This is a genomic window from Tenacibaculum geojense (genome assembly GCF_042676005.1).
Taxonomy (GTDB): Bacteria; Bacteroidota; Bacteroidia; order Flavobacteriales; family Flavobacteriaceae; genus Polaribacter; species Polaribacter geojense.
Genome location: NZ_JBHTJR010000037.1, coordinates 19,320 through 36,450, shown reverse-complemented (window position 1 = coordinate 36,450; position 17,131 = coordinate 19,320). Strand labels below are relative to the sequence as shown.

Genomic DNA, 17,131 nt, shown 5'->3' with positions numbered 1-17,131 from the left:
TAAAAAAAACCTGTTGTTGTAACAGGTTTTTGAATGGTTTTTATTTAGAATTATTCTAAATTTTTATTTGTAAAGTTGTATACCAATTTCTTGGAGCAGATGGAATAATTCCTGGTCCAGGATACCCCGTTGCTCTTCTAGTAAAGTATTTTTCATTTAATAAGTTATTAATACCTGTTTCTAATTTAAAATACTTGTATTTATAAGATAAAGATAAATCTAAAACATTGTATGCTGGTATTAATCCGTTTACACCGCTTAAACTAGGTAAAACTGAATTTGATGCATCTGTAAACTGTTCTGATAAATAGGTATATTGTAAGCTAGAAAGAAAGTTTTTATATCCAAATTTAACGCCTGTTTTTAAGTTTAAGTCTGGAACAAATTCTACCCTATTATTTTGTACACCATTTTCTCTTGAACTAGTATATTTTGAATTTATAAATGATGTATTTATAAAAAAATTAAAGCTAACATCATTATTAAACTTAAATAATTGTTTTAAGTTAACATCAAATAAACTCTCTATCCCTAAAATTCGTGCATCACCAACATTTCCTCTTTCTTGTTTTGTATTTCCGTCAGATTGACCTTTTGTAATTAAACCAATTCTATTATTGTAAAAAAGAGCAAATAAACCAACATCATAAGAAACTAATTTATCATAATTACCTCGTACTCCAATATCTGCAGTATAGCCTTTCTCATCTGTAATATTAGGATTTATAATAAATGATGGGTTAACAATGTTTAAGTCTGAAAAAGTAACAGAACGGTAGTTTTGAGATATATTACCATAAACCTCTAAAAACTTACTAGATTTATAGCTAGTACCTAAACCAAATAACACAAAAGATCGCTCATTAGATTCGTTACTAGCTATTGTTTCATTTAAAATTACATTACCTGCACCATCTGTGTTTATTCTTTTAAAAAATCCATCACTACCCGTTTTAATATATTCAAAACGAACTCCTGGTGTTATAGATAGTTTATCATTCAGATAAAATATATTTTCTCCAAAAACAGCTATGTTTTGATTAGGGTTTTTATAGTTTGATTGTGATCCATAATTTGGATAATCATCTATAGCTGAATTAAAATCAGCATCACTCCCGTTACTACCTGGACCTTGAATGGATGAGTTTTCAGCATTGTAATATTTTGTACCAATTAAAAAAGTAGCATTTTTATTAAAAATTGAATATTTATCTAATAATCTTGCTTCAAATCCAAAGTTTTTAAAATCTCCGGTTATCAAATCTCTTTCATTACCAGTATCTATTTGATTAACTCTGTTTGTTCTAAATCCTAAAGCTTTTCTAGAAGCATCCAAACCAAAGAAATTAAAAGTAAAATTAGTATTTTCAGAAAACTGATGCGATAATTTAAAATTATAAAGCAACCAATCTATTTGAAACCAATTTCTTACTCTATTACTTTGATATGGATTTTCTTCAAACATAGCATCGGTTAAACCGCCTGCTTGCTGTGCCAAATATGTTAAGTAGGTTAACTCTAACTCAGCGTTGGTTTTTTCTGATATTTCAAATCCTAAGTGTGCAAAAGCATTTTTAGAACTAAATTCAGAGTTTGGTCTAAAACCATCTCCTTGCTTGTAATTGTAATATCCGTAATAACTTAATTTATTTGAAGTACCGCTTATACTTGTGAAATTAGTGTAAAGGTTATAACTACCAATAGTAGAACGTGTTATTATTTCTAATGATTTATTAGGATTTGGCTTTTTCATTATAAAATTAACAAGTCCTCCAAATTGAGTTCCATATTGTAAAGATGCCGCACCTCTTACAATTTGTATTTCAGATAAAGCTTCTGCCGGTGGCGAGTAATAACTTTCTGGATAACCTAAAACATCAGCACTAATATCATAACCATTTTGACGTGTATTAAAATTTGATGTTCTGTTTGGATCTAAACCTCTACCTCCAATGTTTAACTGTAAACCAGCATCGTCATTTTGAAAAATATTAAGTCCAACAACTTGACTGTAAATTTGACGAGCATTATTAGATGCTAACGCTGCTGTAGATTGACTTACTAAAACTACTTCTGTTTTTTTTCCTGCATAAATAGCTGTTTCTTCTACATCTTTAAGTCTTTTAAGTTCAAAAACTCTTCTTTTTTGTGCTTTAATTTCAACTTCTGATAGTTTTTCAGAAAATGAGTTTAATACAATGTTGTACGTTGTTGTTTTTGGAGTAACTAATACTTGTTGTAACTCATAATCATCTAAATAAAACAGTAAACTAAATTGTTCTTTTTTAGTGGTAAATTGATAATAACCGTTTGCATTTGTAATTGCTAACACATTACCAGAAGCATCAAAAACTTCTACTTTTTGTAAAGGTTTGTTTAATTCGGAAGTTACTTTTCCGTTAATTTTAGTTTGAGCATTGATTAGTGTGGTATAAATCAATAAAATAGCAAAAAAACTATAATCCTTTAATTTTAATTTCATTTGTAAAAGGTAAAATCCAATCTTTATGTTTAAAACTTTCTTTTTGTTGGTATAAATCTACATCTGGTTTAATAAAACGTGTGCTCATTCTCCCATTAAGAGCCACGTAACTATCTACATAAACGGCAATATTTTTAATTCCTTTACTTTGGTAATAATCTCCTAAGAAATGAGCAAATTCCAAAATAAAATCTGGCTGAAAACTCATTTGTTTTTCTTGAAAAGAGGTTAAAAATTCGCTATTATTTACGCTAAAACCTTGATTTGTCTCTTTATTTACAATTTTAAAATTCGTATAACCAGCCTTTTCCATTAACATAACCCTCCATGAAAATCGGAACCCTTCCTCTGTCCAAAACAATTCTCCAGGATATGCTAAATAACGCCATGGCAATAAAATTTGAATTGCCAAAAATACTGCAATTATAGTAGATACTATGTTATTTCTGTACTTATATTTAGATGTAGTTTCTGTTGTTTTGAATTTAAATATTGAGGAAATCTTATTAATAATTTTTTCATGCAAAGAGGTATCAAAAAAGATAAGAGTAGATACAATCATGATATAAGGAAACATTCCAATAGGAAAAAGTACTCTGGTAAATACGTGAAAAAACACTACCAAAACAAAAGCTAATAATCGTGTTCTTTTGTAAAGTAGCAAAAACGGAATAGTTAAATCATATGCTGCACCACTCCAACTCATTAAGTAATGAAACCATTCTTGTTGCATTAAATTTCCACCAACAAGTGGTAAATCATATTTAGAAGGCAACCATATTTTTAATGGCATTGCTCTAAACAACCAATCTGAATTTAATTTTGCAAGCCCTGCATAAAAATAAACAATACCTAGCAGTAATTTAATAGTATCTAATGTCCATTTAGGAATGTATTTATATTCTTTTTTTGAAATAAATGCATCTACAGAAAAACGAACATTTGCAGGTAAAAAAATCAGAACAAAACTAACAATACTAACAAAGTAGTAATGATTTAAATACGTTGTTTTATCCATTAACTCTATATACGTAAAGCTTAAGAAAAAACAGATAATTGCCGTTCTGTATTTAAATCCTATAGCTATTAATAAAGCAGACAAACCACAAAAAGCAAAAAGCAAGTACGTATAATTACCTAAAGGTTTTGCCCATTCAAAACCATAAAATGAAAAGAAATATTTGGGTTGAATGTAAAGCTTATCAATCCAACCGTTATACCAAAACCTTATGATACTTAATAGCATCATAACACCAAATAAAACACGAAAAACCGCTAAAGATGCGGAGTTAATTTGTTTTGATAAATAGGCTTGAACAGACATTATTATAGTAAAAAAGCTGCTTATTTAAAGCAGCTTTATATTAATTATATTGTTAATTAGTCACCATCAGCATCTACATAATCAACGCTAATATCAAAAGCTTGTAGCATGTCAACTTTAAATAATACAACAAGTTTTTGTAACTCATCATACGTTTCTGTCATTAATGCATTATTGGTATTAACTTGAGAATAAAAGTTGTTGTTTAAACTATTTAATTTAGTTTCTGCTGTAGCTAATTGATTTTCTATAGATGTTACAATATCGTTACGGTTTAAGCTAACTAAATATGTTTTAAAACTCTCTCCTGTTGAAGATGTATTATAAGCTTTACCTTGAAATACATTTTTTACTGCTTTATAAGCTTCAAAAGCTAATTCTTTAGATACATTTTGATTGTAAAAAGCTTCTACTTTTTCTGGTAAAGGCTGAGAATTTGTAGAAAAAATTCCTGCTGGAATACCAACTTTGTTGGCTCTTAATCTTTTCTCATAATAGAAAATAAAATCGTTTACTAACTTATTTAAAGAACTTGATGCAGTGTTTCCTGAAGCTGTAATAAATGAATTTTTATAACTTCCGTTCCAATCATTATTAATTGCCGTTGTAACTTCTTGCATTTTAGCTACAACATCTGTTATATAAGCTTTGTAGTTATCAGCATTGGCATCTGTAGTGTATTTTGCTAAAATAGCAGCATCTGTATCCGCTACACCATAAATTAAATAGTCTAATGCAGCAAAACCTTGTGCATCATGATTGTTTGCACTATTTAAATCATATGTACCACTACTTATGTTATTTTCTACATCTTGAACGGTTAACGGATAAATATTAATAAAATTTACAAACTGTAACTCTTCCGCTTTTCCAATTTCAAACATAGCAACGTGTTGCCAAGTTTTATAGGCATTTAACCAAGATGAACGTAATGCTGTTAAATTTTCTTGACTTGGTGTTGTAGTAAATGTAGTAGCTGCTGTTTGTAGCGAATTAATTTTTGAAGAAAAGTCATTAAAAGCAGGCACTATTATATTGTTTGCTAAATTGCTTAATAATTGTTCTCTGTCAAAATTATCAGAGTTTACATCTCCTCCTTCTGTAGCACTAGAACATGCATAAAGCGCCAGTCCAGCTATAAAAAAAGTAAAAATTTTTTTTAACATATTATTTCTATTTATTCTAAATAAAATCCTTGCAAATATAAAAAGTAGGTATGATTTATACCTACTTTTTAATTAATTATTTTTATTTAGAATAGATTTAATTAAAGAGCTTCTTCAACTGTAAATCCAAATTTTGTAGCTATTTGAGCAGAAATGTTATCTAACGTTTCAGCAGAAACATCCCAAAAACCATTTCCTTCCTCTAATTCTGCTAAAAAAGCATCTACTTCAGCTCCTGTAAAATAAGAAGTGTCTGTAGTAGTATCTCTGGTAAAACGTAATGATTGAATAAATCCGTAACCTTCAGATAAATCATGAAAAGCACTACCTAAGTCGTTGTTAGCGATATTTGTTTTTCCAGCTTGTAAGTAATACACGGCTCTAATTGCAATAACTTTTGAAATTGCTGTTCTTATAATTGCAGCTTGTTCATCTCTTAAATCATAATCTTTAGCAACTATAGCAGCTCTACCTAATTTAAAAGCTTCGTAGATATCATTTGCAATTCCTGCAAAGTCTTCATCATTTTCTACTCTACTTAAGTATTTATTTAAAAAGTTATCTGCTCCTAACTCAGGAATTGCTGGGTTTGCTTCTGTACCATATAAGTAACCATAAGCTTCATCCCATTTATGTTCCATAGTAGTATAATTTGCATCACCAGATAAAGTACCGTTATCATTATCTTCAACGTTTGGTTGAGCATCTAAAACACTTGTACTTAAATAATTGTTTAACATTTGATCAACCATTAAAGCGCCTATTAAAGATTTAGCAAATGCTTGATTGTATTCTAAACCTTTAGCATTTACATAACGAATACTTCCGCCACCATTTTCTTGAATTTGACCAGCAACTCCAGCTTCTGCATTAGTTTCCCAATTAGGAAACACTTCCGTCACTTGACCTTCAATCCATCCGTTAAACTTTGCTTTAATTGCAGTTGCTTCAGTAGTATTTGAAGAAAAATAATCTGTAGAGGCAGCAGTTTTACTAATAATATTTTTTGATGAAGCATTTAATACAGCATTCTCAAAGTCTGCTCCGCCTTCTTCATGAGCAAACATTGATTCTAATTGCTCTTGTGTTACCGTATTATCAGAAAAAGAACTTACTAATTCTTCTGCCATTTGAATACGAGTTGTTTGACCAGAGAAACTTACTGTAGATGATCCGTTTCTTGAAAAACTATACGTTGCAGGAGCAGTAATTACAGCAGCTTCGTCATTATCTTCTGAACATGATGTAAATACGAACGCAGAAATCGCTAACATTGAAAGAACTATTCTTTTCATTTTTATTTAGATTTAATTTTAATAAATTTTCAGCAAATGTATTGAAGAAATACAGGTAGACAAAATTTATTTGGATTTATTTTAAATAAAAATAAGATAAGAAAACTAAAAACTGATATTCAATAAGTTATCAGACTTTTATTTTAATCATAAATGTATCTACGTAAGTTTTTACGTATTATTTGACGATACTGAACCAACTCAGGAAACTGATAAAAGAAGTTCATTTTCAATTCTGCAACAGTTTCTGGGTCTTCAATTTTATCATGAAGAACAAAAGCTGTCCAGCTTTCAGCTATATCCTCTTCAGGACTCTCTGCTGCATAATCTGTAAGAAAATCAGTATAATTTTCTTGATATAAACCATACAGTTTTTCAAAGCATCTTTTAGATTCTGTAAAACAGTATTTTTTTTGAATAGTATCCCATTCACTTAACAAACTACCAGTCCAAAATTCAGAAACAAACAAATTAATGTAACTATTTTTTAAGGCCTCTCCTTCAATAGTTATATAAGGTTCATTAGGTTGTTGGTTTGCTTTTCTAGATGGTTTTATTTGTGTATTGTTTAACGTAATTAAATGACCAAACTCATGTACTAACGTATATATAGATTGGGCTCTACGCTCACCACTTTCACTTTTAAAGTTTACGTCTGTAACATCTATTAATAGTTGCCACTCGCTGTTATTTTCATTAAGAGCACCTAAAGCTCCTGTTTTTTCATCTTCTCCGTCAGTAAATAATACTAAACGCTTAATGTATTTCTGAGTAATCTTTTTTGGAAAAATTGTGTAGAATATGTTCCAATTATACTGAGCTAAATCTGTTTGTGGTGTTTTAGTATATTCCAACAGCACCCCGTTCCTAATTTGCCACTCACCAATATTCTTATCTTTAGGAACAGGAATATCAGGGTTTCCAAAATAGGAGGTTAATAAAAATGCTATAAGAACTTTAATTTTCATCTTTTAATAAAATACTTCTAATGCTTTATTATATGCGCTTTCAAAACTCATTGGCTTAATGTTAGTTTCAACTTTATTGGCTGTAAAATAAGATAATAATTTTTCTGTAGGCATATTACCTGTTAAATCGTCTTTAGCCATTGGGCAACCACCAAAACCTTTAATGGCACCGTCAAAACGTTTACACCCTGCTTTATAAGCACTATCTACTTTTTCATGCCAAGTAGTAGGTGTAGTATGTAAATGAGCTCCAAACTCTATAGCTGGATATTTTGGTATTAAATTAGAAAACAAATAACTTATTACCTCTGGGGTTGAGCTTCCTATGGTATCTGACAAAGATACAATTTTTACACCCATAGATGCAAGTTTTTCTGTCCACTCACCTACTATATCCACATTCCAAGGATCTCCATAAGGATTTCCAAATCCCATTGATAAATACGCTACAACCTCTTTATTACTTCTGTAAGCTATTGACAAAATTTCTTGCAATGTTTCTACAGATTGAGCAATTGTTTTATGCGTATTTCTCATTTGAAAGTTCTCAGAAATAGAAAAAGGATATCCTAAATAATCAATTTCTTCAAACTGACAAGCATCATTAGCTCCTCTAACATTTGCAACAATAGCTAATAATTTACTAATTGTTGAACTCAAATCTAAACCTGCTAAAACTTCAGCTGTGTCTTTCATTTGAGGTATTGCTTTTGGTGATACAAAACTTCCAAAATCTATGGTATCAAATCCAACTTTTAATAATGAATTTATATATCTAATTTTAGATTCTGTTGGAATAAAATGACTTTTTATTCCTTGCATTGCATCCCGAGGACACTCTATTACTTTAATCCTTTCAATCATTATGCCAAATATAATAGATATTTTAAAATCTTGTAAATGAAAGTTGTTAAACATTATACACAATTAAATACCAGTAATTTACATAGTAATAATTAGCATTTTTAATTAAAAAATATAATAATTTTAAAAAAAGTGTCACAAATAAGTAACTTGTAAGTCTTTTGTATAGAATTGATTTTTTTGAAAGACCAAAATCAACATATAAACCAACTAATCGATCAATGTAGAAAGCATGATAACGGTGCACAATTAGAAGTGTACAAATGTTATTACAAAGCTATGTACAATACTTCTTATCGTATTCTAAATGATGAATTTGAAGCAGAAGATATTATGCAAGAAGCTTTTTTGACTGCATTTACAAAAATAAACACATTTAAAGGTGAAGTTGCCTTTGGCGCATGGTTAAAAAGAATAGTTATTAATAAAAGCCTTACGCAACTCAAAAAAAATAATAAATATGATGAAGTAAAACTTGAGGTAGTAGCCAACAATACCATTTCAGATGAACCTATAAACTACAGTGCATTTAATACAACTGCTGTTTTACAAACTATAAATACATTAAAAGATAATTATAGAATTGTTTTAACCCTAAATTTAATTGAAGGATATGATTATGAAGAAATTGCTCAAATATTAAAATATACCAATGAAAATGTAAGAACTACAGTTTCTAGAGCTAAGAAAAAGTTAAAACAAGCATTATTAATTCAGCAACAAAACAACAAAGTATATGCAAGATAATTTTGACACCTTTTTTGCAAATTCTGATTTTGATATTCATGAACCACACAGTGGGCATGAAGCACGTTTTTTAAGAAAGTTAAAGCAACCTAAAAAGAAGTTTAGTATTTCTTATAAATGGATGAGTGTTGCCGCAGCTGTTATTTTATTTTTAGGATTTTACTTAGGAAGTTCTCATCAAAAAAGACAATATGACCTAGCCGATGTTTCTCCTAAAATGGCAGAAGCTCAAGACTTTTTTGTTACTACCATTAGTAATGAATTAAAACAGGTTGAAAAATTTAGAAACCTAGATACCGAAATTATAATTGAGGATGCTCTTGAAGAAATTGAAGAACTTGAAGATCAATATAAACTATTACAAAAAGACCTCAATAACACTTCTAATAAAAGCCCTATAATCCAAAACATGATTCATAATTTTCAGCAAAGGCTCTCCGTTTTAGAAACCTTGCTATCACAATTAGAATTAGTTAAACAAAACAAACCTCAAAATGAAATTATTTAAATACACACTCTTACTATTTTTTATGTCTTTTAGCTTAATAGCTAACACTAAAAAGAAGCACGAAAAAACTAAAACCATAAAAAAACAATACAAAGTAAGTAGTAATGCAACTTTTTTTGTAAGTAATAAATATGGTGATGTTCATGTTACTACTTGGGATAAAAATGTAATTGATATTACTGTTAAAATTAAAGTAACCGGGGGTGATGTTGATAAGGTTGAAGATAAACTTAACAGTATTACCATAGATTTTGAAGGCAATAATAGCTTAGTAGAAGCCAGAACAAGAATAGAAAGTATAAAATCTAATTGGTCATGGTGGGGAAATAGTAATAACGTAAGTTATAAAATTAACTATTACGTTAATATGCCAAAAACTAACAATGCAGATTTAAATAATAGATATGGTAATATAGAAATAGATGTTTTAGAAGGAAAAGCAAATTTAAATTGTGACTATGGTAATATTTATGCTGAGAAATTATTAAACAACTACAACAGTATAGAATTAGATTATTGTGGAAATTCAGAAATTGAATACATGAAGTCAGGAACTGTTAATGCTGATTACTCTAAACTAGAAATTGGCTCTTCTGAAAAAATTAAATCAAATATAGATTACACCACTTTAAAAGTAGGTAAAACAAAAAACATTGATTTTAATAGTGACTATGGAAGTATTACTATTAATGAAGCTGATAATATTACTGGAAATTCAGATTACGCGGGAATGAAAATAGGAACTGTATACAAAAACTTAAAAATTAATACAGATTACGGTAGTATCAAAGTAAGAAATCTTGCAAAAGGGTTTGAAGATGTTACCATAGATGGTAGTTATGCTGGAATTAAAATAGAAACTCCTTCTGATAATAATTTTAACTTCATAATTAATATTGGTTATGGTGGTTTTAATTATCCAGATGATAAAGTAGAAATATACAAAAGCATAAAAAAAACCACTAAAAAATACTACGAAGGTAGTTTTGGAAACAAAAACACTTCATCTAACATAAATATAAAATCAAGCTACGGAAGCGTATCAATAAAAACTAATAATTAAAAAACTATAAAAATGAAAAAACTACTAGTACTATCAACCGTATTGTTAACTTGTTTTACCGCTTGTTCACAATGGTGGGGCGGAGAAAAAATTAAAGGAAATGGAAATGTTATTAACGAAAAAAGACCTATTGACTCTTTTGAAAACGTTACTGTTGGTGGCTCTTTTGATGTTTATTTAGTGGACGGAAAAGAAGGTCAAGTAAATTTAGAAGGAGAAGAAAATATCTTACCATATATTATTACTGAGGTAGATGGTAAAACACTAAAAATTAAGTTTAAAAATAATACGAATATAAAAACAACAAGAAGATTAATTGTAACTGTACCTTTTGAGCAAATTAGCGCAGTTTCACTAGGCGGATCTGGAAATGTAGTTGTTAAAAAAGAAATAAAAACCTCAAACGCTTCATTTTCTATCGGCGGATCTGGAGATATTGAAGCAATGGTAACTGCTAGTAATATAAAAGGAAATATTGGCGGATCTGGAAGTATAAAGCTATCTGGTTCAACCGATGATTTTAAATGTTCTATAGCAGGTTCTGGAAGTATTCATGCTTATGAATTAACTGCGGATAACTTAAAAGCTAACATTGCTGGTTCTGGAAGTATTCAAACCTCTGTTAAAACTAAAATTAAAGCAAATGTAGTTGGTTCTGGAAGTGTATATTACAAAGGAAATCCAAAATATGTAGATTCCAATGCAATTGGATCTGGAGATGTTATTAAAAGAGATTAAATAAAAAACTCAGCCAATTGGCTGAGTTTTTTATTTTTTATTGTAAAGCTTTTAAACTTGCTTTAATTGTTTCTATTTTAGCCAATGTATCACTTTCTTTTTTACGTTCTAAAGCAATTACATTTTCTGGAGCATTACTTACAAAACGCTCATTAGATAATTTCTTTTGAACTCCTGTTAAAAAGCCTTCTGCCCTTTTTAGTTCAGCATTTAACTTTGTTATTTCAGCCTCTACATCGATATTATCAAGCGAAATAGGCACAAAGTACTCATTAGACTTTACTCTGTAAGAAGAAGCACCCTCTACTTTTTCTGTCACATAATTTAACTCAGATACATTACCTAACTTTTTAATTACGGCATCAAATTGAGTAGACACTTCTTCATTATTAATTACAGATAACGCTATAGTTTCTTTAAAAGATATATTTTTCTCTTTTCGAATTGTTCTAATACCAGAAACAACATCTGAAGCAAAGTCAAAAGCAGTTATTAACGATTCGTCACTATCTACTATAGTTGGATACTTTGCAATAATTAGCGCCTCTTCAGGTGATCTATCAGCAATTAATTGCCATATTTCTTCAGTAATAAATGGCATGAAGGGATGCAATAACTTTAAGTTATCTTCAAATATCGAAATTACTTCGTTATACGTAGTAAGATCAATTGGTTGTTGATACCCTGGTTTAACTATCTCTAGCAACCAACCACAAAAATCATCATAAATCAATTTATACATCGCCATTAAAGCATCACTTAAACGGTATTTAGTATAATGATCTTCTACTTCAGCTAATGTTTTTTGAAACTTTGCTTTGTACCATTCGATGGCAATTTTACTTGCTTCTGGTTGCGCTATTTTATCAGAAGTTTCCCAAAGTGTAGTTAAATAAAATGCACTCCATACTTTGTTTCCTAACCCTTTACCCTGCTGACAAAGAGCTTCATCAAACAATAAATCGTTTCCAGCTGCTGAGCTTAATAAAAGCCCTACTCTTACTCCATCCGCACTATAATCTTCTATTAATTTTAAAGCATCAGGTGAATTACCTAACGATTTACTCATTTTTCTTCGTTGCTTATCACGTACCAAACCTGTTAAATAAACATTTTCGAACGGACGAGCATCTTTATACTCATATCCAGCAATAATCATTCTAGCTACCCAGAAAAATAAAATATCAGGACCTGTAACTAAATCGTTTGTTGGATAGTAATACTTAATTTCTTCGTTTTCAGGATTACGGATTCCATCAAAAACCGACATTGGCCATAACCAAGAAGAAAACCAAGTGTCTAAAACATCTGGATCTTGACGTAAATCAGAAGCCAAAAGTGATGAGTTTCCAGTTTTTTCTTGCGCTAATTTTAAAGCTTCTTCTTTAGTTTCAGCCACAACAAAATCTTCTTTACCATCACCAAAATAGAAAGCAGGAATTTGTTGTCCCCACCATAATTGTCGAGAAATATTCCAATCACGAATATTTTCCATCCAGTGACGGTAGGTATTTTCAAACTTCTTAGGATACAATTTAACATCTCTACCTTCACCTAAAACAGCTTCTAATGCTGGTTTTGCTAAATCTTCCATTTTTAAAAACCATTGATCCGATAATCTTGGCTCAATAACGGCTTTTGTTCTTTCTGAAGTACCAACTTTATTTGTATGCTGTTCGGTTTTTATTAAGAACCCTTTTTCTTCAAGTTCTTTTGCGATTTCTTTACGAACAACAAATCTATCTTTTCCTTGGTAATGTAATCCAAATGAATTTAATGTAGCATCTTCATTAAAAATATCAATTACTTCCAGATTGTGTTTATCTCCTAAAACTTTATCATTTTCATCGTGAGCAGGTGTTACTTTTAAACATCCTGTACCAAACTCAACGTCAACATATTCATCTTCAATGATAGGAATTTCTCTATTGCATAATGGAACTATGGCTTTTTTACCCTTTAAATGGGTAAAACGATCATCATTAGGATTGATACAAATTGCAGAATCACCTAAAATTGTTTCTGGACGTGTAGTAGCAATGGTAACTTTTTCATCAGAATCAACTATATCATATTGTAAATAATATAAATTCCCTTGACGCTCTTCATAAATTACTTCTTCATCAGACAAAGTAGTTTTAGCCTCAGGATCCCAATTAACCATTCTGTAACCTCTGTAAATAAGTCCTTTATTATATAAATCAACAAAAACCTTAATTACAGCTTCGCTCATATCGTCATCCATAGTGAACTTTGTTCTTTCCCAATCACATGAAGCTCCTAACTTTTTTAATTGATCAAGAATAATTCCACCATATTCATCTTTCCATTGAAAAGCATGTTTTAAAAATTCTTCTCTTGTTAAATCGCTTTTCTGAATGCCTTGTTCTTTAAGCTTAGCAACTACTTTAGCTTCCGTAGCAATAGACGCGTGATCGGTACCAGGTATCCAACATGCATTTTTACCTTGCAAACGTGCTCTACGTATTAATACATCTTGTATAGTATTGTTAAGCATATGCCCCATGTGTAAAACACCAGTAACGTTTGGTGGTGGTATTACAATTGTATAAGGCTCTCGATTATCTACTTCTGAATGAAAGTAGTTGTTCTTCATCCAATACGCATACCATTTATTTTCTACTTCTTGTGCGTTGTATTTAGATGGAATGTTCATTTTTGGCATCATTTTTGAAATATGTTTTGCAAAAATACAACTATCTATGACGTATGGAAAAATAGTGGTTGATTTTTTAAAACTAAAAAAAATAGTATTTTTGTAACAAGGTAACCCCTAATAAACAATTTATTAAAATAATTATGAAAACAATTTTATCATTTATCGCAGTTTGTTTTATTACATTAACAGTATCTGCCCAAGAATTTAAGTTTGACACTGAAACTATTGACTACGGTAAAGTAGCTATAGGATCTGAAGGTAAACGTACTTTTGAATTTACAAATGTTGGAGATGCTCCATTAATCATTAAAGATATCAAATCAACTTGTGGTTGTACTGTACCTAAAAAACCTGAAAAACCAATTATGCCAGGTGAAAAAGGACAAATTGAGGTTTCTTATGATACTAAAAGACCAGGTGGTTTTTCTAAAGCAATTACAATTTACTCTAATGCAAAACAAGAGAGAAAAATGTTAAAAATTAAAGGATTTGTTGCTAAAAATGCTGGTCCTGCTAAAGAAAAATCAGTAGTTGAAAAAAGCTAAACTACCTTATATAAAACAAGAAAGCCTTGCACATGCAAGGCTTTTTTATATTCTTTCTTTTAATTTAAACTCAAACTTTAGTGTCATTCCCAATCTTTCTACCTCTATATTGATTCTTTTATTCGGTTTGTTTATAAACATATCATTTATTTCATTTAAGGTAAGATTATGAGCATATTTTCCATTTATTTTTCTAATAATATCTTCCGGTTTAATGCCTGCTTTGTCGGCAGGGGAATCTTTTAATACAGTTTCAACCTTATATGATGATTTAAATTTATAACTATAACTTGTAATAAATGATACTGTTTTATTATTAGATGCTTCACTTTTACTACCATAACTATCAATAACCCTAGATGCATTTTCTTCTTTAATTAATTGTTGACCATTGTAGACCACTGTTAAACCACTCATATTGTAATAAAATCCTTTTTTTAATGAAGAACTTTTTTTGAATGTAATCTTTTCATTAGGATAATCAATCCAAACCTTAAAACGTTTTAAAACATTTCCTCCAATACTACCATTTCTTCCTCTAAACTTTCTTGCATTAAATGTAGAAGCAGAATCTAAAAAGGAAACAGTAGGTTTTTTAATTTCAAAATCACCTAGATAAATTTTGGGTATTTTACTTCTATTACCATAAATAGTTCCGCTTAACCCTTCCCCTAAAATATCTAAGAAATATTTTTTTGGCGTTTTAATATCTTTATGTGTATCCTCAAATAGCCATACAGCATCACTTCCTCCAGAATCAATTAAAAGTTTAACATCTGTTAATTTATCATTGGTAGTATCAATTTGTATTTTGGTATTTATATAAGGTTTGTTCCTGTAAAACTCTAGAGGAAATTCTTCACATTTTTTACATTTTTTGTAAGTGTATTTTTCTGGACTGTAAAAAGTTATAACTTTTTGATTATAATTTATTTTAGCTATTACGCTTTTTAATAAATCATAACCTATGATTCCGTGAATTGTAATTCCCATTTTAGAAGACATATTAAACCCATCTTTTAAAATGATATACAAATCTTGATTAGAACTTATTAAACTTTTTATTTTGAATCTATTATTCTTGGATAAATAGGCTTCTACAGGTTCTCCACTTCCCAAACCTCTTAACTCTATTTTAGAAATACTATTAAGACCTAAACTATCATTTTTTGTTAAATTGAATAATATAGTTTTGTTGACTCCTGTATCTAACACAAATGATAATTCTTTGCCATTTATTTCTAAAGGAATCACAATTAAGTTGTTAATCAATTTAAATTTTACGTGCTGCTTAACATCTTCTTTTCCATAAAAACGAAAACCTCTTTGAGAATATATATTGTAAGAAAATAAAAGAAGAATTAGGGATATAAATATATTTTTCAATAAAACTAGTTTAATTTTAACTCAATATACGACTCTATTTTATTATTCGCCAATAAATTAAAAATTTTAACCTTTTTAAAAATTAAAACATTACTATTTAAATCCAATTCATTTAGCTAAATGAATAATATTTTGCAAATTTGCGTTTCAAACAACTATAAAAATTACAACAATGCCTTCTATTTCTAACAAAGGAAATTCAATGCCTCAATCACCAATTAGAAAATTGGTACCATATGCTGAAAATGCAAAAAAAAACGGAGTAAAAGTTTATCATTTAAACATTGGTCAGCCAGATATTAAAACTCCTCAAGTAGCTTTAGATGCTGTAAAGAACAATGATATTGAAGTTTTATCATATGCTCGATCTGAAGGTTCTGAAGTGTATAGAAACAAACTAGCTAATTATTACGCAAATAATAACATTCACGTTTCTGCTAACGATATAGTTGTAACTACTGGCGGATCTGAAGCTTTATTGTTTACAATTGGTAGTATTACAGATCCTGGAGATGAAATTATTATTCCTGAGCCATTTTACGCTAATTATAATGGTTTTTCAATTGCTTCGGGTGTAAAAGTTGTTCCTGTAATTTCATCTATAGATAGTAATTTTGCGTTACCAAAAATTGAAGATTTTGAAAAGTTAATCACTGCAAACACCAAAGCTATTTTAATTTGTAACCCAGGAAATCCAACTGGTTATCTATACTCTAAAGAAGAAATTGAAAAATTAAAACAAATAGTTTTAAAGCATGATTTATTTTTAATTGCTGATGAAGTGTATCGTGAATTTGTTTACGATGGTGCAACTCATAACTCTGTTATGAAAGTAGATGGTTTAGAACAAAATGCAATTATGATAGACTCTGTATCTAAAAGATATAGTATGTGTGGTGCTAGAATTGGATGTATTGTTTCTAAAAACCAATACTTTATTAAAACTGCTATAAAATTTGCACAAGCAAGATTAAGCCCACCAACCTACGCTTTATTAGCTTCAGAAGCTGCTTTAGACACACCACAAAGTTATTTTGATAATGTTACTAAAGAATATGTAGAAAGAAGAAATACATTAATCAGTGAACTAAAAAAAATAGATGGAGTAAAAGTTGCCGAACCAAAAGGTGCTTTTTACTGTGTAGCCGAATTACCAGTTGAAAATACAGATGATTTTGCTCAGTGGATTTTAGAAAAGTTCAACTATAATAATGAAACTGTTATGGTAGCTCCTGCAAGTGGTTTTTATTCAACTCCTGGTGAAGGTAAAAATCAAGTTAGAATTGCCTATGTTTTAAATAAAGAAGATTTAATTAAATCGGTAACTATATTAAAACATGCTTTAGCAGCATACAATCAATAAAA

General features: G+C 29.5%; 14 protein-coding genes. 6 read left to right on the top strand and 8 right to left on the bottom strand.

Going from position 1 to position 17,131, the window contains the following annotated elements; translation table 11 throughout:
- Positions 1-55: 55 nt before the first annotated feature.
- The 6 genes from ACFQ1U_RS06580 to ACFQ1U_RS06555 all read right to left on the bottom strand — a co-directional run bounded on the left by ACFQ1U_RS06580 (position 56) and on the right by ACFQ1U_RS06555 (position 8,099).
- Complete coding sequence (locus ACFQ1U_RS06580; protein ID WP_386106574.1) at positions 56-2,482, bottom strand: TonB-dependent receptor family protein; 2,427 nt, start codon at positions 2,480-2,482, stop codon at positions 56-58.
- Positions 2,457-3,806 carry an HTTM domain-containing protein gene (locus ACFQ1U_RS06575; RefSeq protein ID WP_386106572.1) on the bottom strand — a complete coding sequence of 450 codons (1,350 nt, stop codon included), beginning with the start codon at positions 3,804-3,806 and terminating at the stop codon, positions 2,457-2,459. The genes ACFQ1U_RS06580 and ACFQ1U_RS06575 overlap by 26 nt, the downstream gene beginning before the upstream one ends.
- Before the next feature lie 56 nt (positions 3,807-3,862).
- The gene (locus ACFQ1U_RS06570; RefSeq protein WP_386106570.1) at positions 3,863-4,972 is read right to left on the bottom strand and encodes an imelysin family protein; all 1,110 of its coding nucleotides are present in this window, start codon (positions 4,970-4,972) and stop codon (positions 3,863-3,865) included.
- Between the two features lie 101 nt (positions 4,973-5,073).
- The gene (locus ACFQ1U_RS06565) at positions 5,074-6,267 is read right to left on the bottom strand and encodes a DUF4856 domain-containing protein (RefSeq protein WP_386106568.1); all 1,194 of its coding nucleotides are present in this window, start codon (positions 6,265-6,267) and stop codon (positions 5,074-5,076) included.
- A gap of 143 nt (positions 6,268-6,410) precedes the next feature.
- Positions 6,411-7,235: a hypothetical protein gene (locus ACFQ1U_RS06560; protein ID WP_386106566.1), complete on the bottom strand. Its 825-nt coding sequence runs from the start codon at positions 7,233-7,235 to the stop codon at positions 6,411-6,413.
- Between the two features lie 3 nt (positions 7,236-7,238).
- Complete coding sequence (locus ACFQ1U_RS06555; RefSeq protein ID WP_386106612.1) at positions 7,239-8,099, bottom strand: hydroxymethylglutaryl-CoA lyase; 861 nt, start codon at positions 8,097-8,099, stop codon at positions 7,239-7,241.
- A 180-nt stretch (positions 8,100-8,279) separates the two neighbouring features.
- Here ACFQ1U_RS06555 and ACFQ1U_RS06550 point away from each other — a divergent pair, with 180 nt between their 5' ends.
- Genes ACFQ1U_RS06550 through ACFQ1U_RS06535 form a run of 4 tightly spaced genes read left to right on the top strand, consistent with a single transcriptional unit; the run spans position 8,280 to position 11,155 of the window.
- Positions 8,280-8,846, top strand: coding sequence for an RNA polymerase sigma factor (locus ACFQ1U_RS06550; protein ID WP_386106565.1), 567 nt, complete (start codon positions 8,280-8,282; stop codon positions 8,844-8,846).
- A complete protein-coding gene (locus ACFQ1U_RS06545; RefSeq protein ID WP_386106563.1) occupies positions 8,836-9,354 on the top strand; it encodes a hypothetical protein in 519 nt (172 codons plus the stop codon). The genes ACFQ1U_RS06550 and ACFQ1U_RS06545 overlap by 11 nt, the downstream gene beginning before the upstream one ends.
- Positions 9,341-10,417 carry a hypothetical protein gene (locus ACFQ1U_RS06540; protein ID WP_386106561.1) on the top strand — a complete coding sequence of 359 codons (1,077 nt, stop codon included), beginning with the start codon at positions 9,341-9,343 and terminating at the stop codon, positions 10,415-10,417. The genes ACFQ1U_RS06545 and ACFQ1U_RS06540 overlap by 14 nt, the downstream gene beginning before the upstream one ends.
- 12 nt (positions 10,418-10,429) lie before the next feature.
- Positions 10,430-11,155, top strand: a complete 726-nt coding sequence (locus ACFQ1U_RS06535) for a head GIN domain-containing protein (RefSeq protein WP_386106559.1) — start codon at positions 10,430-10,432, stop codon at positions 11,153-11,155.
- Positions 11,156-11,192: 37 nt separating this feature from the next.
- On the opposite strand, the gene ACFQ1U_RS06530 is transcribed toward ACFQ1U_RS06535, so the two are convergent.
- Positions 11,193-13,832, bottom strand: coding sequence for a valine--tRNA ligase (locus tag ACFQ1U_RS06530; RefSeq protein WP_386106557.1), 2,640 nt, complete (start codon positions 13,830-13,832; stop codon positions 11,193-11,195).
- Between the two features lie 143 nt (positions 13,833-13,975).
- On the opposite strand from ACFQ1U_RS06530, the gene ACFQ1U_RS06525 reads away from it, so the two are divergent.
- Positions 13,976-14,380: a DUF1573 domain-containing protein gene (locus tag ACFQ1U_RS06525; RefSeq protein WP_386106555.1), complete on the top strand. Its 405-nt coding sequence runs from the start codon at positions 13,976-13,978 to the stop codon at positions 14,378-14,380.
- A gap of 45 nt (positions 14,381-14,425) precedes the next feature.
- Here ACFQ1U_RS06525 and ACFQ1U_RS06520 read toward each other — a convergent pair whose 3' ends face one another.
- Complete coding sequence (locus tag ACFQ1U_RS06520; RefSeq protein WP_386106553.1) at positions 14,426-15,766, bottom strand: aspartyl protease family protein; 1,341 nt, start codon at positions 15,764-15,766, stop codon at positions 14,426-14,428.
- Positions 15,767-15,938: 172 nt separating this feature from the next.
- On the opposite strand from ACFQ1U_RS06520, the gene ACFQ1U_RS06515 reads away from it, so the two are divergent.
- Positions 15,939-17,129 carry a pyridoxal phosphate-dependent aminotransferase gene (locus ACFQ1U_RS06515; protein WP_386106551.1) on the top strand — a complete coding sequence of 397 codons (1,191 nt, stop codon included), beginning with the start codon at positions 15,939-15,941 and terminating at the stop codon, positions 17,127-17,129.
- Positions 17,130-17,131 lie beyond the last annotated feature (2 nt).